Source organism: Modestobacter sp. KNN46-3, from assembly GCF_011039295.1.
This window is the reverse complement of the sequence record NZ_JAAKGN010000103.1, coordinates 1-17,053: the sequence shown is the minus strand read 5'-3', so window position 1 is coordinate 17,053 and position 17,053 is coordinate 1. Positions and strand designations below refer to the sequence as shown.

Sequence of the window (17,053 nt, the reverse complement as noted above, 5' to 3'; positions counted from 1 at the left end):
GGCCGCCGCGGGGAGCATGACGCTGACCCTCTACTGCATGCACCTGGTGATGCTCAGCGCGCCTGCCGTCCCCGGTGGACCGACCGGCTTCCTGGTGCAGGTCGCGCTGCTGGTGGCGTTCGCCCTCCTCTGGAGCCGCCACCACGCCCGAGGCCCGTTCGAGGAGCTCGTCGCCGAGGCTGCCGGCGCCGTCCGCAGGAAGGTCCTGGCCGCACCGAGGACGGGGCACCGCGGCGCCCACCGCAAGCGCTGAGACCGGGCGGGGTGACGAGGCGTGGGCCGGGCTCTGCAGCACCCACTTCTGGGGCGACCGGACGGCGGGCATCACGGGGGCGAAGCTCGCGACGGTGCCGAGGTCGCTGGTCGTCACGGTGACCCCGGCGGGGGAGCCCGACGTCGCGAGCAGCTCTGCGGCGGGGGTGACCGCCGCGAGCCCGTCCGGCCCCTGCCGGCTGGCGATGGTGCCGCCCGTGGCGAGCAGGTGGACCAGTCTCACGCGACCTCCTTCCGGACCTGGCGCGGCCATGGGCGACGACGGGCCCACGGTCCTCCGCTCGTAGCTCGTCGGCGACCGGAGTGACGCACCGGGTGCGAGACGACGGTCGGAGAGACGGTTCCCGCCGTCCTCAGGGGTGGGGGCTTCATCGTTCGTCCGGGTACGGCGGTGCGCTGTCGGCCACGACCGCCCCGCGCTCACCCAGCGGCTGCTCCGGTCCGACCGTCGAGTCATGGGTCGTCTCGCGTTCGGTCTCGGCGTTCATCGCCGCGCCCACGATGATCAGGAACACGGTCACCCACAGCCAGACCATGCTGATCGCCACCCCGGCGAGGCCCCCGTAGGTCGTGTGGTAAGTGCCCAGGCGCTCGACATAGGCGAAGAACCCGAGCGTGGTGGCCAACCACAGGAGCATCGCGACGGTCGAGCCCGCCGTGGTCCACCGCCAGCGGGCCTCCTTGCGATCAGGGGCCACCCGGTACAGCACGGCGAGCGCCGAGGTCATGAGGGCGGCCAGGCACAGCCAGGCGAGAACGGGCGAGAGCGTGCGGACGAAGTCCGGAGCCGCGGCGAGCGATCTCGAGACGACGCCGGCCGCAGTGACCAGGGCGCCCAGGACCAGAGCACCACCGAGGACGAGGAGGACCGCGAGGCCGCCGCGACGGAAGAAGCTCCGGGTCTCGGTCTCGTGGTAGGCGAGGGTCAACCCGTCGATCAGGTAGGTCATGGCGGTCGTCGCCGTCCAGAGCGCGGCCACCAGCCCGGCGAGCCCGCGCCAGGTGAGCACGTGCGTCGAGGCGGCGGTGATCGTCGTGAGCTGGTCGGCCACCATCGGCCGGAGTTCGGTGGGGAGCATCCCGGTCACGCGTGACAGCTGCTGGAGCGCTCCCTCGGGGGTGTTGACCGCGCCGTAGACCGATATCGCCGTCACCAGCACCGGGGCGATCGACAGGATGGCGAAGAACGCCACCGCTGCGCTCTGCACCATCAGCCGATCGCTGATCACGTGCACCCGGACACGCCGGAGGATGCGGCGCCAGCCGAGGGCGGAGATCTTCCGGGGCGAGTCGGCGTCGCTGGCCGGGGGACGACGGCCAGGCGCTGCGGTCCGCGTCCCGCGCCCGTCTCCCCGAGCCCACACCATGGCTCATCTCACCTGCGGCCGCTGCAGGCCGCAACACCCCGCTGGCCGTGCGGCTGTGGCGGCTCGCCACGGCGCTCGCCGACGCAGTACCAGTCAGCGGCGGGCCATCGCCTCGCGTACCTGCCGCGACGACGGGTCGGTCAGGTACTCGCTCCCGACGACCACGGTCGGCGAGAGCTCGGCAGCGGACTCACACCCCATGCCTCCCGGTGCCTCAGGCGGTCTGGTCGGCCTCGGCGGAGACCACGGCTTCCTCGCGACTGGGGAACGGCCCGGCGGTGCGGCCGTCGGCGCGGCACGTCCACCGGTAGCCGTCCGGGGTCTGTTCGACGAGGTAGCCCTCCGGGTCGGCCGGGCCGTGGCCCGGGCGCTCGTACGGGTCGGTCATGCGAACACCACGTTCCTGAAACGGACCGCGGCGAATGCGCTGCCGAGGTGGACGACGGGCACGGGACGACAGGTGGCGTCCGCCACGGCCAGGGTCTCGGCGACGGTGTCGGCGCGCGCGAAGGAGAGCCCCGCGCCGGTGACCGTGATCCGCAGCCGGACGTACGTGCCCGGCGTCGGCGCCGTTCCCCCCGTCGAGGACGCCAGCGTGGTGGCGACACCCCCGACGACCCGCTGGACGTCCAGGCTGCCGTCCCCCCGCAGCGTGAAGAGGTAGCCGTCGGCGCCGGGCGATGACCGGGACGACGGCCGGTACGGGCGGTCGTCGGTGCTCAGGAAGACGAGCCCACCGCTCCTGCGGCACGCCTGGTCCACCCGCACGTCGAGGTCCAGCGTGAACGCCTCGGGGTCCGGCGGTGCGAGGAAGCCCATGAGCGTGGAGTGGACGGTGTCGCAAGCGTCGAGGCCCCAGGACGAGTCGTCCGGGTGGAACCGGCCGCGGCTGGTGTCCGGCAGCATCCCGGGCAGCCAGGTCTGTCGGGCGAAGAGGTCCGAGGTGCGGCGGCCCGCGTCCCCAGCGACGTAGCGGGGGTCGTCGGAGAAGATCGCGTCCACGCCGGCGGCGACGACGGCGTCCCGCTGGTGGCGGCGGTTCACCGTGTAGCAGGCCACCTCGATCCCCGCCGCATGTGCGGCGTCGCAGACCGCCGGTGTGACGCGACCTGCCGGCGGGCCGATCCAGCCGATGCCCTCGGTGGCTGCCCGGGCGACGTCGGTGCTGCCGAGCCAGATGACGTGCCAGCCCCGGGAGAGCGCCAGCCGGCAGTCGGCGAGGGCGAAGGACTGGAGCAGCACGGACGCCGGGTGGATCCCGTGTCGTTCGAGCGCGTCGATCATCGGGCCCATCGCATCACTGCTCTTGGCCTCGGCGCAGAGGAGGACGCGGTTGCCGAACTCGGTGAGCACCTCCTCGAACAGCGGCGGGCGCAGCCCGTCGGGCCAGCCTCCGCCGAGGGTGACCGAGGCGTCGATGTCGAGCTGTCCCCAGGTCACCGACGTGTGGTGGGCGACGTTGCCGCTGGAGGTGGTCATGCGGTCCACGGTGCCGTCGTGCATGACACCCAGACCGCCGTCGGCGAGTCTCGACACGTCCTGCTCGATGACCGCCGAGCCCTGGCCCACCGCGACCCGGTAGCCCTCCATCGTGTGCTCGGGAACCTGCAGGGAGCCGCCGCGGTGGGCGATGACGAACGGCCGGCTCAGGTCGGCGAAGTCCACGCGCGACCTTAAGCCTGCCGCTGGGGCCCGCGCGCCGGCGGCACGGCCACCGCCACCCTGCTCCTGTCACCGACGGCGCCGAGGGGCGTTGCCTCACGGGGGGCGCAGGGGCGATGCTGGTGCATGGCGTCGCAACCGTCGTACGAGCAGTCGAAGCAGGTCGCCGAGTCCAGCCGCGAGACCGAGTGGACCCAGCCGTCGTTCGGCAAGCAGCTGTTCCTCGGCGACTTCCGGCTCGACCTCGTCCACCCGCAACCGGAGCTCGACGTGGCCGCGGTGGAGAAGGGCGAGGCGTTCCTCGAGCGCCTCCGCACGTTCCTCACCGAGCGCGTCGACCGGCAGCGGATCGAGCGCGAGGCGAAGATCCCCGACGACGTCCTCCGGGGCCTCGGGGAGCTGGGCGCGCTCGGCATGAAGATCCCCGAGGAGTACGGGGGCCTCGGGCTGAGCCAGGTGTACTACAACCGGGCGCTGGCCATGGCCGGCACGTGGCACTCGTCGATCTCGACGCTGCTCTCCGCACACCAGTCGATCGGCCTGCCCGAGCCGCTGCGGCTGTTCGGCTCCGAGGAGCAGAAGCGCCACTGGCTGCCCAGGCTCGCCACGGACCACATCTCGGCGTTCCTGCTCACCGAGCCGGACGTCGGCTCGGACCCGGCGCGGATGAGCACGACCGCCGTCCCGACCGACGACGGCACCGGCTACCGGATCAACGGCACGAAGCTGTGGGCGACCAACGGCGCCATCGCCGACGTCGTCGTGGTCATGGCCGTCGTCCCGAGGTCGGACGGCCATCGGGGCGGCATCACCGCGTTCCTGTGCCCGTGCGACCGCGCGGGCATCACGGTCGAGCACCGCAACGAGTTCATGGGGCTCAAGGGCATCGAGAACTCGGTGACCCGCTTCGACGACGTCTTCGTCCCCACCGAGGACGTGATCGGCGGCGAGGGCAAGGGCCTGCGGATCGCCCTCACCACGCTGAACACCGGCCGCCTGTCGCTGCCGGCGTTCTGTTCCTCGGCGGTGACGTACTCGCTGAAGATCGCTCGCGAGTGGTCGGCCGAACGGAGGCAGTGGGGGCGGCCGATCGGCGAGCACGACCCGGTCGCGCAGAAGCTCGCCTGGCTGGCGGGGACGGCGTTCGGCCTCGAGGCGGTGCTGGACGTGTCCAGTCGCCTGGCCGACGACAAGCGCAACGACATCCGCATCGAGGCAGCCCTCGCCAAGCTGTACTCGTCCGAGCTCGGCTGGACCGCCGTCGACGAGATGGTCCAGATCCGGGGCGGTCGCGCCTACGAGACCGCCGAGTCGCTCGCTCGGCGCGGCGAGAAGCCGGTGCCGGCCGAGCAGCTGCTGCGGGACATGCGCATCAACCGGGTCTTCGAGGGGTCCACGGAGATCATGCACCTGCTGATCGCCCGCGAGGCCGTCGACGCGCACCTCGAGGTCGCGGGGGAGCTGGTGCTCGGGGACGCCCGCCCCGCCGAGAAGGTCAAGGCCGCCGCGAAGGCGGGGACCTTCTACGCCCGGTGGCTCCCCACGCTGGCCACCGGCGCCGGGCAGCGCCCCGGCTCCTACGCCGAGTTCGGGGAGCTGGCCAGGCACCTGCGCTACGTCGAACGCCACTCCCGGAAGCTCGCCCGCTCGACCTTCTACGCGATGGGCCGACACCGGGCCCGCCTCGAGCAGAAGGGCCACCTGCTCGGCCGGATCGTCGACATCGGCGCCGAGCTGTACGCCATGTCGTGCGCCTGCGTGTACGCGGACACCATCGGCAGCGAGCAGCCCGCCCGCCGGCAGGAGGCGGCGGAACTGGCCGACCTGTTCTGCCGTCAGGCCCGTCGCCGGGCCGATCGGCTGTTCGCGGAGCTGTGGGACAACGACGACCGAGACCAGTACCGGGCCGCCCAGCACGTGCTCTCCGGCCGGTACGCGTGGTTCGAGGAGGACGTGCTCGACCCGGCCGGTGACGGCCCGATGATGCCGACGCACGAACCACCGGCAGCCGAGCAGTTCGACGCGCCTGCGCCCACGGTGGAGGCCACACCCGCCTCCTAGGGAGCTGCCGACGGCCGTCAGGCGTTCGGCTGGGCGTCGAAGACGGTGGTCGGTGGCGCAGCCGGTGTGCTGAGCGAGGAACCGGCGACGACCTGACGTGCCGACTTCCCGATCATGGTCAGGCCCTCGCGAGTGCAGTGGTGCGCGAAGGCGAGCAGCTGCTGGTAGTCGTGCGCAGCCTCCTGGACCGGGGTGCGCTCGTCGAGGCCGTCCACTGGGAAGGTGATCTCGAGCCGACGGGGGAGGGTGCCGGTGACGACGGCGACCGCGACACCGGAGTGCTGCTGGACGCGTTCGGCGACGTGCCGCCGTCCGGCAGCCGACAGGTCGGTGGAGCAGGGGCGGGCGATCACCATGGCTGCCTGCTGGGCAGCCGCCGGGCCGGTCGCCTCGGGGACAGCGGTCCACCGGTGCGTCGCTGGGGCCAGGCCGAGGTCGGTCATGGCTTCTTCGAAGGCGGCGTCGACAGCGGGCAGGACGAGGGCTTGGGCACCGAACACCTCGATGCGTTCCTGGGCTTCGCGGGGACCGGGAACCCGTACGAGACGCCTGCCCACGGCAGGGGGTCGGCCGGCGTGCTCTGCACAGTCAGGCGTGCGAGGTCGGAGCGGCTGATCTCCTCGGCGACGTCGAGGGAGAAGTCCTCCATCGCCCGGCGCAAGGCCAGCTCCTGCCGTCGATCGGCGAAGGGGTAGTCGGCCCATCGGGTCAGTTCGGTCACCGGCACCCCCGCCCGGCGGAGGAGGTCCACCGTGACGCCCTGGCGCAACTGCGCGGAGGAGTAGCTGCGGTAGTTGGTGTGCGGGTCGACGGTGTCGGGGGAGAGGACTCCTCGCTCGAGTCGGGACTGCCTCACCCCAGCGTGTGCCCGGCCCTTGGGGCCAGGTCAACGACTGTGCCGGCGGATCCTGACAGGTGGTGGACACCCCGGTCGCCAGCCGCGACGATGACCGCAGGGCGGGAGATGTGGCTGAGGAGTGCCCGTGGGAGTGCGGAAGAACGCCGAGAACCTGACGCCGTCCGAGCTGGTCGACCTGCGCGAGGCGTTCGAGACGCTCTACCGGATCGCCGACGATCGCGGCTTCGGGTTCTTCGCCGGGATCCACGGCCTGCCGCTGCCGGTCTACTGCGAACACGGCACCGCGCTCTTCCTGCCGTGGCACCGGGCGTACCTGTACCACTTCGAACGGGCGCTCACCGCGGCCCTGCGTCGAGCGCGTGGCGACGCGACCGTCGAGGTGGGTCTCCCGTGGTGGGACTGGTCCTCGGCGGTCTCGCAGGACCGGGGCCTGCCCACCCCGTTCCGGTCGACTGCGGACGGCCCGACGAACCCGCTGGGCGCCGGCCCGGTCGTGCTCGGCCCCGACGACCTGCGACTGGTGCGGGAGAACCTCCCCGGTGCCATCAGCGAGGGCGAGGGCCCGGTCACGTTGCGCGACCCGGAGGAGCCCGCCGAACTGCCGCGGGACCCGACCGTGCAGCGCGCGCTGCGCGCCACGACCTTCACCGACTTCAGCCGGATCCTGGAGAGCATCCACAACGGCGTCCACGGCTGGGTCGGGGGAGCCATGTCCGCAGCGCCGACTGCGGCCTTCGACCCGGTCTTCTGGGCGCACCATGCGATGATCGACCGGCTGTGGTACCTCTGGCAGCTCTCCCCGCGCAACGGCGATCCACCGGTCAGGCTCCTCGACCGACCGCTGCCGCCGTTCCCCACGACGGTGCGCGAGACCCTGGACATCTCGAGCCTGGGTTACGAGTACGCCGCCCAGGTCATCGGCTGAGGAGGCCGCGATGGCGACGCTCGACCAAGCACGCGCCGGACGGGACGACGAGACCCGTGTCATCGACCTCGTCTTCCCCGGGGACGTCCCACCGGCGCCCTTCAGCCGCGCCGACCTGGTCGTCACCGGTGTCGACCACTCGAGCACGTCCTACGAGGTCAGGCTCTTCCTCAACGAACCCGACGCCACCGCCACCACACCGCGCACGGCCGAGCGGGGCTATGCCGGCCGCTACACCGTCTTCGGCCACGGCGGGTGCTACGGCGGCGAAGGGCACTGCGACGCGCCGGCACCTGGTGAGGACCTCCGCCTCGCGCCCCCGCTGACGTCCTTCGACACCTACGTCACCATCACCGATGCACTGCAGCGCCTCCTCGCCGCCGGCGACGGGTTGCGGACCATCACCCTGGTGCCGGTGTCCCTGCCCCCACGCCGCGCCGACCGCAGGCCTGCCCCGGAGCTCCTGCGCCTCGACGACGTGACCCTGCAGACCTACCTCACGGCGACCGACGCCGACCGGGTCCGCACCTGATCACCTCGCGGCTGCCAGCGGTTCCCACGCCCTGACGGTCGAGCGGCTGGGGGAGGAGGATGCGCCGAGGGGGGAGAACCGTCCGTCGACTGTCTGGGGAGTCCCGTGGCCGGTGCGCGACAGGGTGGGCACGTGGTGCTCACGGCAGCTGACGGCGAGGGCTACGGATCGCTGCGGCGTCCCGCCACACCTCGCGCGGAGCGGTACGCCCTCGGGCGGTCGCTGCGTAAGGAGGTGCCCCGGTCCGAGCTCGGGCGGTGGAGTGCCCCGGTCGACCGGCCCGACGTGGTCGACCAGGTCCGCGAGTCCCACGTCGGACGCGTGGAGCGCCTCGTCCCGGTGCGGGTGGCCCGGATGGCCGCCTCGCCCTACGGCTTCCTCCGGGGCACGGCGGTGGTGATGGCCGCGGACCTCGCCGGTCTCCCGGCCACCGGGATCCGGCCGGTGGTCTGCGGGGACGCGCACCTGGGCAACTTCGGCTTCTACGCCTCGCCGGAGCGTGACCTGGTCATCGACCTCAACGACTTCGACGAGGCGCACCCGGGTGCGTGGGAGTGGGACCTCCGCCGGCTGGCCGCGAGCGTCTGGGTCGCCGGGCGGCAGAACTCGGCCACCGAGGAGCAGTGCGCGGACGCGGTCGCGTCCATGGGACGCCGCTACCGGGAGCACGTGCGTTGGCTGGCCGGGGAGCCGCTTCTGGCACGGTCGTTCGAGCGGTTGGACGTCTCGCGGCTGCACACCACGGTGGAGGACCGGTCGCTGCGGAAGGAGATCGGGCGCGCTTCGCGGCGGGCCCGCAAGCGGGTGAGCGACCGGGCGCTGCCGCGGTTCACCGAGGAGCGGGAGGACGGGCGGCGGATCATCGAGGAGCCGCCGTTGATCACCCGGCTCGACCGGGACGAGGCCGCCGAGGTGGTCGATGGGCTGGACGGCTACGTCGACACGCTGCCGTCCCACTGGCGACGGGTCCTCAGCGGGTACACGGTCGTGGACGTCGCCCACAAGGTGGTCGGGGTGGGGAGCGTGGGGCTGCGTGCCTACGTGGCCCTGTGCGAGGGCAGCAGCCCGGACGACGTGGTGTTCCTGCAGCTGAAGCAGGCCCGCCGGTCGGTCGTGGCCCAGCACGTCCACGGCGAGTCGGCCTGGCACGCCCACCAGGGGCAGCGGGTCGTGGAGTACCAGCAGGCGCTGCAGACGGTCAGCGACCCGCTGCTGGGCTGGGCCACGATCGGGTCCCGGCAGTACTACGTCCGCCAGTTCAGGAACATGAAGGGCACCATCGCGGTCGACTCCCTCGACGCCGCTGCGCTGAGCGACTACGCGGGGGTGTGCGGCCGGCTGCTGGCCAAGGGGCACGCCCGGACCAGCGGCGCGTCGATGATCGCCGGCTACCTGGGCAAGTCCGACAACGTCGACGTGGCGCTGTGCCGCTTCGCCCGCGCCTACGCCGACCAGACGGAGCGGGACCACCACACGCTGGTGCAGGCCGTCGCCCGCGGTGCCCTGCCCGCCGAGCCGGGCGGCTGATGTGCCGGTGCCGACCGACCTCCGGTCCGTGCGGCCGACGGGTGTGACGGCGCAGCACTCGGGGCGTCCGGCGGACCGGACGCCCCGAGAGCGAGCAGCTCCCCGCTGCCCTACTGCTGACCGGCCGGCTCACGGTCGGGGTCGGTGACCACCGGGACCCCGGGCGAGGTGGGCCCTGCTCCGTTCGGGTGCGGCATGTCGTGGAGGTGGGCGACGACGGCTCGCCGGACCTGCGGGTCCAGCGTCGAGGTGTAGGGCTCCTGGCGGAGCTCGCGGACCAGGTTCACGCAGATGGCGATGAGCACGACCACGAAGGGGGTGGCCACCAGGATGGTGGCCGACTGGATGACCTGGAGCCCCCCGGCGAGGGTGAGTGCTGCGGCGACGGCCGCGATGCACATGCCCCAGAGGATGACCACCGCGCGGGCGGGCGAGGTCGTGCCCCGCTGGGAGAGCATGCCGAGGACCATGGAGGCGGAGTCGGCGCTGCTGACGAAGAACAGCGTGATCAGCACCATCACCAGCAGCACGGTGAGCGTGACCACCGGGAACTCACCGAGCAGGGCGAACAGGGCACCCTCGGTGCCGTCGTCGAGCAGGGCCTGGCTGAGCTCGGCCTGGTCGGTGAGCTCGAGGTGGGTGGCGGTGCCGCCCAGCACGCCGAACCACACGATGCTGACCATGGTCGGGATGATCATCACGAAGGTGACGAACTGCCGGATCGTTCGGCCGCGGGAGATGCGCGCGATGAACGTCCCCACGAACGGCGTCCAGGACATCCACCACGCCCAGTAGAACAACGTCCACCCGGCGAGCCACTCCTGGCCGCCCCAGGCCCCCGAGGCCAGGCTCATGGCGGGGAGGGCGGTCAGGTAGTCGCCGGTGGCGTCGGTGATGGTGTTGAGGACGTGCGTGGTCGGGCCCAGCACGAAGATGAAGGCCACGAGCAGGGCGGCCAGCACCACGTTGGTGTTGCTGATCAGCTTGATGCCCTTGTGCACGCCGCTGACCGCGGACAGGACGTAGAGCAGCGCCAGGCCGGCGATGATGGCCACGGCCACGCCGTTGTTGCGCGGGACGCCGTAGTTGGCGGCCAGCCCGCTGTTGACCTGCAGTGCGCCGAGACCGAGCGAGGTGGCCGCGCCGAACACCGTGGTGAAGATGGCGAGGATGTCGACGGCACGGCGGACGCCCGTGCGCTTCTCGTTCACCAGCGGGACGACCGCGGAGCTGACCAGGCTCGGCCGGCCCTTGCGGAAGACGCCGTAGGCGAGGGCCATCGCCATGACGGCGTACATCGCCCAGGGGTGCAGGCCCCAGTGGAAGATCGTGTACTGCAGCCCCAGCCGGGCAGCCTCCGGGGTCCCGCCCTCCTCGAGGCCGAGCGGGGCGGCGGCGAGGTGGGAGAGCGGCTCGGCGACGCCCCAGAAGAGCAGCCCGATGCCCATCCCGGCCGCGAAGAGCATGGAGATCCACGAGCCCGTGCTGAACTCCGGACGCTCGTCGTCCTTCCCCAGCCGGATGCGTCCGTAGCGGGACAGCGCCAGGAACCCCGCGAGGGCGACGAACCCCGAGCTCGTCACGACGAAGACCCAGCCGGCGTTGGTGATGACCGTGCCGAACGCGGCGCTCACCGCGGTCGAGAGGCTGTCGCTGGCGAGCACCCCCCAGAGTGCGAACGCCACCACCAGCGCCAGGGAGACGCCGAAGACGACCCGGTCGGTCTGCGGCGGGGCGGTGGGCTCCCGGGCAGCGGTCGACGCGGCGCCAGTCGGAGGGCCACCCGTCGGCCCGGCACTCGGGGAGCTGGGAGGTGAGACCTGCTCGGGACCCGGGTGTTCCATGGCTCTCTCCTAGCTGTTGCGTACTACGCGACCAGGTGCGCATGAGGGAACCAGACGGCCCACCGTGGAACAAGAGAAAAGAGTGACCTGGAGCACAAAACTTCCGCGAGTCGACCCAGCGTGTCGGGGCGGTGACGAACCGGTGGGGGTCCGTGCGAGGACGGCTCCCGGCGACTCCACCCGATCGACGCCCACCGGTCCGGGCAGGGCGGTGCTGTGGACGGACCGGTCGGGGTCAGGAGTGCGTCAGGACGGCGGCACGCAGCTGGCGGCGCCAACGGGTGAACAGGCGGGGCTGGTTCATCCCGAGGACGGCTACGGGGTGCCCGTGGCGCTCGTAGACCGCCAGGAAGCTGCGGTCGGCACAACTGCCCTCCAGGACGCGGACTACGTCGTCCTCGCGGCGCGACCCCGCGAACTGGATGCGTGCGCCGTACTGGTCGGACCAGAAGTAGGGCACGGGCGTCGACGCCGGCCGGTCGGTGCCCAGCAGGGTGGCGACCGCGGTGGCCGGCTGTTCGAGGGCGTGGGCCCAGTGCTCGATGCGGACGTGCCGCTCGCGGGAGGCCGACCACGCCGCAGCGCAGTCGCCGACGGCGATCACGCCCGGGACGTTGGTGGCGCAGTGCGCGTCGGTGAGCACGCCGTTGCCGAGGGACACGCCGGAGTCGGCGAGCCACTCGATGTTCGGGACGGCACCGATCCCCACGACCACCACGTCGGCGGGCAGGCGGGTGCCGTCTGTCAGTTCGACGGCCTCGACCCTGCCGGTGCCGACCAGCCCGGCGACACCGGTGCCGACCAGCAGGCGGGTGCCGTGGTCGGCGTGCAGCTGGGCGCACACCGCACCCATGTCGGCACCCAGCGGGCCGGCGAGCGGGACGGGCTGTGTCTCGACGACGGTGACCTCCAGCCCCAGCGTGCGGGCAGTGGAGGCGACCTCGGCGCCGATGAACCCCGCGCCGATCACCACCAGACGTCCGGCCGTGGCCAGGTCCTCGCGCAGGGCGACCGCGTCGTCCAGCGAGCGCAGCACGTGCACCCCGCCCAGACCCTCGCTGCCGGACAGGCGTCGGGCGCTTGCTCCGGTGGCGAGGACGACGCCGTCGGCCCGCACCTCGCTGCCGTCGGCCAGCAGCACCGAGCGGCCCAGGTGGTCGAGGCCGACCGCCGTCGTACCCAGCCGCCACTCGAGGTCGAGGTCCGCGTCGTCCGGCGCACCCAGTGCGATGTCGTCGAGCGACGCCCTTCCCGCCAGGAACTCCTTGGACAGGGGTGGGCGGTCGTAGGGGGCGTGCGCCTCGTCGCCGATGACCACGATGCGGCCGTCGTAGCACTGCTCGCGAAGCGCTCGGGCCGCCGAGAGGCCGGCCAGGGAGGCTCCGACCACGGCGACCGTACGGCTCATGCGGCACCGTCCGCGGCGGTCCCCGGCTGCACGTAGACGGTGCCGCCCTGCACGACGACCCGGTGCGTCCGGACCGGGGTCTTCGCCGGCGGGCCGGACACCTTCCCGGTGCGCAGGTCGAAGCACGAGGCGTGCAGGGGGCACTCCACCGCGCACCCGTCCAGCCAGCCGTCGGCCAGCGAGGCGTCCTGGTGTGTGCAGGTGTCGTCGATCGCGTAGAAGTCGCCGTCGACGTTGAAGACCGCGATGGGCTCAGGAGCCTCCACGCGGATCGCCTCGCCGGGTGGCAACGCTGTCGTGGGGCAGACCGGGATCATGGGCGCTCCAGGCGGAACATGTTGCGGTGACCGCAACGCTGCGCTGATAGCGCAACAGCATCGTCGGGCTTCATCCCATCGTCAAGAGGAAGAAAGGGGTGCTCCGCCGTGGTCCACCTAGGCTGGCTCCATGAGTGAGCCGCAGAGCGAGAGCGAAGATCGCGGCCCAGTCGCTGGTGTCCAGTCCGTCGACCGCGCGCTGAGCGTCCTCGAGATCCTCGCGGCCGAGGGCGAGGCCGGCGTCACGGAGGTGGCCGCCGAACTCGGGGTGCACAAGTCCACGGCCTTCCGGCTGGTGGCGACACTGGAGAGCCGGGGCTTCGTCGAGCAACTGGCTGATCGGGGCAAGTACCGGTTGGGCTTCGGGGTCGTGCGCCTGGCCGGCGCGGCCGTCGCGCAGCTGGACATCGCCCGGGAGGGCCGGCCGATCTGCGAGGCGCTCGCCGCCGACCTCGAGGAGACGGTCAACGTCGCCATCCTGGACGGCGATCGAGCGGTGAACGTGACGCAGGCCCGCGGGCCGGCGGCGCTCAGCACCCTCAACTGGGTGGGGCAGGGCACGCCGCTGCACGCCACGTCGAGCGGCAAGGTGCTCCTGGCCCACGCTCCCGACGCCCTTCGCAAGGACCTGCTCTCCCGGGGGATGCAGAGCTTCACCCCGGCCACGCTCACCGATCCCGAAGCACTCCGCCAGAACCTGGACCAGATCGTCGAGCAGGGGTGGGGCTGCACCGTCGAGGAGTTCGAGGTGGGGCTCAACGCCGTCGCCGCACCCGTCCGGGGCGCCGATGGCAGCATCATCGCGGCCCTCAGCGTCTCGGGACCGGCCTTCCGCATGCACCAGGAGGACCATCCACGGCTGGCCCGGCGGGTGATGGCGGGCGCGGACGAGCTGAGTCGGAGGTTGGGCTTCTTCGGTCAGCCGCGCTGACCCAGCAGGTCCTCCTCCCGGCAACGGGGTCGACGCGCGGTCCTGACCTCGTCCGTCACCTCGCCCTGGTCATCGCTGCGTGCGCCAGACACGGACGGGGCGGCGATCGGGGCTGTTCGAGTGCTGTCCACACTCTGCGGATTGTTGCGGCCTGCGAGACCGGATGTGTAATGTGAAACACAGCGGACGTCGTGAGCTCGCTGACGGGTGACGTCCGTGATCAGTCGCAGGGCCTGTGTTGTCCGAGTTCCGGCGTACCTCCGGGTCGCCGACGCCATCCGAGGTGCCGCATGACCATCACCGAACAGCCCGCGAGCCTCATCTCCACGCTGCCGGGCCGCTACTACACCGACCCCGCCGTCTTCGCGCTGGAGCAGTCGCGCGTCTTCGAGGACATGTGGTTCTGCGTCGTGCGATCGAGTGACCTGCCGACGCCCGGATCCTTCGAGAAGGTCCAGGTGGGCAAGGAGAGCGTGCTCGTGGTCCGCAGCCGGGACGGGCAGCTGCGCGCCTTCCTCAACATCTGCCGGCACCGCGGTGCGCAGATCTGCACGGAGGACTCGGGCACGGTGAAGCGGGCCTTCCAGTGCCCGTACCACGCGTGGACCTACGACCTCGAGGGCAAGCTGATCGCGGCCCCCAACCTGACCAAGATGCCCGACGTCGACCGGGTCGAGTACGGCCTGGTGCCGGTGGCGCTGCGTGAGTGGCTGGGCTACGCGTGGGTGTGCTTGGCGAAGGAGCCCCCGTCCTTCGAGGACGAGGTCGTGGGCGCCGTCGTCGAGCGCCTCGGGAGCGTGGAGGTGATCGACAGCTACGACGTCGACTCGCTGTCCGTGGGGCGCCGCATCACCTACGACGTCGAGGCGAACTGGAAGCTCATCATCGAGAACTTCATGGAGTGCTACCACTGCGCGACGATCCACCCGGAGCTCACCGAGGTGCTCCCCGAGTTCGCCGACGGGTACGCGGCACAGTTCTTCGTCGGGCACGGCGCGGAGTTCGGGGACGACGTCAAGGGCTTCACCGTCGACGGCAGCGAGGGCTTCGACCGGCTCCCGGGCGTCGACGAGGACCAGGACCGCCGCTACTACGCGATCACGGTCCGACCGACGGTCTTCGTCAACCTGGCGCCGGACCACGTCATCTTCCACCGCATGTTCCCGGTCTCGGCCGACCGGACGATCGTGCAGTGCGACTGGCTGTACACCCGCGACGTGGTCGAGTCCGGCAGGGACGTGACGCGGTCGGTGGAGCTGTTCCACCGGGTCAACCAGCAGGACTTCGCCGCGTGCGAGCGGACCCAGCCGGCCATGTCCTCTCGGGCCTACGTCAACGGCGGCGTCCTCGTGCCCTCCGAGCACCACATCGGCGCCTTCCACGAGTGGCTGACGCAGCGCCTGTCGGGCTGAGCAGGCACCGACCGCCGCGGGCCGGGGGAGCGACGTCCTCCCGGCCTCGCGCCACGTGCCCGTGGCCACGCACATCGTCCCCCGTCGTGCGGTCGGCCCGACGGGGGGACGACCGGGACGACGCGCTAGCTCACTCGTCCAGGACCACGACCGAGCGCAGGACCTCGCCCCGGCGGAGGTCGTCCAGGGCCTCCTCTAGGTCCTCCTGACCGATGGCCTCGCTGACGAACTCGTCCAGCGGCAAGCGGCCCTGGAGGTACAGGTCGAACGCCACAGGCCTGCACGTCGACGACGGCCTCACCCGGGCCGGGATCGGGCACCACGATCGTCTCGACGGTCACCGGTGCGCCCTTGCTGCGGGCGACGACGCCCTCACCTCGTGGGCCATGGCGGGGTCTCCTTCTCTCGGGACGAGCGGGACATCGCTGCCACGGACTCCTTGACCCCGCTCGTCCTCGACCCTACTGTGGTGCACGACTGATATACCAGTCCTCGTTCTCCAATCTCTGACAGGAGGAGCCGGATGGTGGCGCAGGTCGAAGGAGCTCTGCGGGCCGTGGCCGTCCCGGACCCCGTGCTCGACCGTTCACTGGCGGACACCGACCCGGAGGTCCACCGCGCGATCTCGGCCGAACTGACCCGGCAGCAGGAGACGCTGGAGATGATCGCCAGTGAGAACTTCGCGCCGGTGGCCGTCATGCAGGCCCAGGGCTCGGTGCTGACCAACAAGTACGCCGAGGGCTACCCGGGGCGGCGCTACTACGGCGGGTGCGAGCACGTCGACGTGATCGAGCAGCTGGCCATCGACCGGCTGAAGGGGCTGTTCGGCGCGGAGTACGCCAACGTGCAGCCGCACTCGGGTGCGCAGGCCAACGCCGCGGCGATGTCGGCCCTGCTGGACCCGGGCGACACCATCCTGGGCCTGGACCTGGCCCACGGGGGTCACCTGACCCACGGCATGCGGCTCAACTTCTCCGGCAAGCTCTACGACGTCGCGGCGTACCACGTCCGAGCCGACGACCACCTCGTGGACATGGCCGAGGTCGAGCGGCTGGCCCACGAGCGGCGGCCCCGGCTCATCGTGGCGGGCTGGTCGGCCTACCCCAGGCAGCTCGACTTCGCCGAGTTCCGGCGGATCGCCGACGAGGTCGGGGCCCACCTGATGGTCGACATGGCGCACTTCGCGGGGCTGGTCGCCGCCGGACTGCACCCGTCGCCCGTCCCGCACGCACACGTGGTCACCTCGACCACCCACAAGACGCTCGGCGGGCCGCGCGGCGGCGTCATCCTCGCCACGGGGGAGCTGGCCAAGAAGTTCAACTCCGCGGTCTTCCCCGGTCAGCAGGGTGGCCCGCTCGAGCACGTGATCGCCGCCAAGGCCGTCGCCTTCAAGCTCGCGGGTGAACCGGCCTTCCGGGAGCGCCAGGAGCGCACGCTGGCCGGCGCCCGACTGCTGGCCGAGCGGCTGCTCGCCCCCGACTCCCGCGAGGCCGGCATCGACGTGGTCAGCGGCGGCACCGACGTCCACCTCGTGCTGGTGGACCTGCGGCACTCGGAGCTGGACGGCCGGCAGGCCGAGGACCGGCTGCACTCGATCGGCATCACCGTCAACCGCAACGCGGTGCCCTTCGACCCCCGCCCGCCGATGGTCAGCTCCGGTGTCCGGATCGGCACCCCTGCCCTGGCGGCACGCGGCTTCGACGTCGACGACTTCGCCGAGGTCGCCGACGTGATCGCCGCAGCCCTGCGGCCCTCGGTGGGCGAGGAGCAGCTCGCGGGGCTCCGCGCGCGGGTCAGCCGGCTGGCCGGCCGGCACCCGCTCTACCCCGACCTGACGGTCGACATGGCGCACTTCGCGGGGCTGGTCGCCGCCGGACTGCACCCGTCGCCCGTCCCGCACGCACACGTGGTCACCTCGACCACCCACAAGACCTG

Annotated in this window: 17 protein-coding genes; 8 read left to right on the top strand and 9 right to left on the bottom strand. The window is 72.0% G+C overall.

Annotated features, from left to right (window positions below; genetic code table 11):
* On the top strand, positions 1 to 253 hold a 253-nt coding region (locus G5C62_RS18555; RefSeq protein ID WP_206330720.1), incomplete at its 5' end, for a hypothetical protein.
* Between the two features lie 388 nt (positions 254 to 641).
* On the opposite strand, the gene G5C62_RS18550 is transcribed toward G5C62_RS18555, so the two are convergent.
* The 3 genes from G5C62_RS18550 to G5C62_RS18540 all read right to left on the bottom strand — a co-directional run bounded on the left by G5C62_RS18550 (position 642) and on the right by G5C62_RS18540 (position 3,305).
* Entirely contained in the window at positions 642 to 1,502 is an 861-nt protein-coding gene (locus G5C62_RS18550) for a YihY/virulence factor BrkB family protein (RefSeq protein WP_052091526.1), read from the bottom strand.
* 352 nt (positions 1,503 to 1,854) lie between these two features.
* Positions 1,855 to 2,028 carry a hypothetical protein gene (locus tag G5C62_RS18545; protein WP_164702191.1) on the bottom strand — a complete coding sequence of 58 codons (174 nt, stop codon included), beginning with the start codon at positions 2,026 to 2,028 and terminating at the stop codon, positions 1,855 to 1,857.
* Positions 2,025 to 3,305 (bottom strand): glycerophosphodiester phosphodiesterase, encoded by a 1,281-nt coding sequence (locus G5C62_RS18540; RefSeq protein ID WP_164702190.1) that lies wholly within the window; start codon positions 3,303 to 3,305, stop codon positions 2,025 to 2,027. Before G5C62_RS18540 ends, G5C62_RS18545 begins: the two co-directional genes overlap by 4 nt.
* A 123-nt stretch (positions 3,306 to 3,428) precedes the next feature.
* Here G5C62_RS18540 and G5C62_RS18535 point away from each other — a divergent pair, with 123 nt between their 5' ends.
* Positions 3,429 to 5,363, top strand: coding sequence for an acyl-CoA dehydrogenase family protein (locus G5C62_RS18535; RefSeq protein ID WP_164702189.1), 1,935 nt, complete (start codon positions 3,429 to 3,431; stop codon positions 5,361 to 5,363).
* 17 nt (positions 5,364 to 5,380) lie between these two features.
* On the opposite strand, the gene G5C62_RS18530 is transcribed toward G5C62_RS18535, so the two are convergent.
* Both G5C62_RS18530 and G5C62_RS18525 read right to left on the bottom strand, forming a co-directional pair.
* The gene (locus G5C62_RS18530) at positions 5,381 to 5,806 is read right to left on the bottom strand and encodes a hypothetical protein (protein ID WP_164702188.1); all 426 of its coding nucleotides are present in this window, start codon (positions 5,804 to 5,806) and stop codon (positions 5,381 to 5,383) included.
* Complete coding sequence (locus tag G5C62_RS18525) at positions 5,803 to 6,219, bottom strand: hypothetical protein (RefSeq protein ID WP_164702187.1); 417 nt, start codon at positions 6,217 to 6,219, stop codon at positions 5,803 to 5,805. Before G5C62_RS18525 ends, G5C62_RS18530 begins: the two co-directional genes overlap by 4 nt.
* A 127-nt stretch (positions 6,220 to 6,346) precedes the next feature.
* Here G5C62_RS18525 and G5C62_RS18520 point away from each other — a divergent pair, with 127 nt between their 5' ends.
* The 3 genes from G5C62_RS18520 to G5C62_RS18510 all read left to right on the top strand — a co-directional run bounded on the left by G5C62_RS18520 (position 6,347) and on the right by G5C62_RS18510 (position 9,206).
* Positions 6,347 to 7,147: a tyrosinase family protein gene (locus G5C62_RS18520; RefSeq protein WP_164702186.1), complete on the top strand. Its 801-nt coding sequence runs from the start codon at positions 6,347 to 6,349 to the stop codon at positions 7,145 to 7,147.
* A 10-nt stretch (positions 7,148 to 7,157) separates the two neighbouring features.
* Entirely contained in the window at positions 7,158 to 7,679 is a 522-nt protein-coding gene (locus G5C62_RS18515; RefSeq protein ID WP_164702185.1) for a hypothetical protein, read from the top strand.
* Positions 7,680 to 7,811: 132 nt separating this feature from the next.
* Complete coding sequence (locus tag G5C62_RS18510; RefSeq protein WP_241175983.1) at positions 7,812 to 9,206, top strand: DUF2252 domain-containing protein; 1,395 nt, start codon at positions 7,812 to 7,814, stop codon at positions 9,204 to 9,206.
* 110 nt (positions 9,207 to 9,316) lie between these two features.
* On the opposite strand, the gene G5C62_RS18505 is transcribed toward G5C62_RS18510, so the two are convergent.
* The 3 genes from G5C62_RS18505 to G5C62_RS18495 all read right to left on the bottom strand — a co-directional run bounded on the left by G5C62_RS18505 (position 9,317) and on the right by G5C62_RS18495 (position 12,775).
* Positions 9,317 to 11,050, bottom strand: coding sequence for a BCCT family transporter (locus tag G5C62_RS18505; RefSeq protein WP_164702184.1), 1,734 nt, complete (start codon positions 11,048 to 11,050; stop codon positions 9,317 to 9,319).
* A 235-nt stretch (positions 11,051 to 11,285) separates the two neighbouring features.
* Positions 11,286 to 12,458, bottom strand: a complete 1,173-nt coding sequence (locus tag G5C62_RS18500) for an NAD(P)/FAD-dependent oxidoreductase (protein WP_164702183.1) — start codon at positions 12,456 to 12,458, stop codon at positions 11,286 to 11,288.
* A complete protein-coding gene (locus G5C62_RS18495; RefSeq protein ID WP_036339175.1) occupies positions 12,455 to 12,775 on the bottom strand; it encodes a bifunctional 3-phenylpropionate/cinnamic acid dioxygenase ferredoxin subunit in 321 nt (106 codons plus the stop codon). Before G5C62_RS18495 ends, G5C62_RS18500 begins: the two co-directional genes overlap by 4 nt.
* Positions 12,776 to 12,905: 130 nt before the next feature.
* Between G5C62_RS18495 and G5C62_RS18490 the strand changes: the two genes are divergently transcribed.
* Both G5C62_RS18490 and G5C62_RS18485 read left to right on the top strand, forming a co-directional pair.
* Positions 12,906 to 13,706 carry an IclR family transcriptional regulator gene (locus G5C62_RS18490; protein ID WP_164702182.1) on the top strand — a complete coding sequence of 267 codons (801 nt, stop codon included), beginning with the start codon at positions 12,906 to 12,908 and terminating at the stop codon, positions 13,704 to 13,706.
* Between the two features lie 290 nt (positions 13,707 to 13,996).
* Positions 13,997 to 15,118, top strand: coding sequence for an aromatic ring-hydroxylating dioxygenase subunit alpha (locus G5C62_RS18485; RefSeq protein WP_164702181.1), 1,122 nt, complete (start codon positions 13,997 to 13,999; stop codon positions 15,116 to 15,118).
* A 130-nt stretch (positions 15,119 to 15,248) separates the two neighbouring features.
* Here the strand turns inward: G5C62_RS18485 and G5C62_RS18480 are convergent, their stop codons facing one another.
* Positions 15,249 to 15,392, bottom strand: coding sequence for a hypothetical protein (locus G5C62_RS18480; RefSeq protein ID WP_206330719.1), 144 nt, complete (start codon positions 15,390 to 15,392; stop codon positions 15,249 to 15,251).
* 249 nt (positions 15,393 to 15,641) lie between these two features.
* Between G5C62_RS18480 and glyA the strand changes: the two genes are divergently transcribed.
* Positions 15,642 to 17,053 (top strand): serine hydroxymethyltransferase (glyA, locus tag G5C62_RS18475; RefSeq protein ID WP_164702180.1); only part of this gene is annotated, 1,412 nt, incomplete at its 3' end.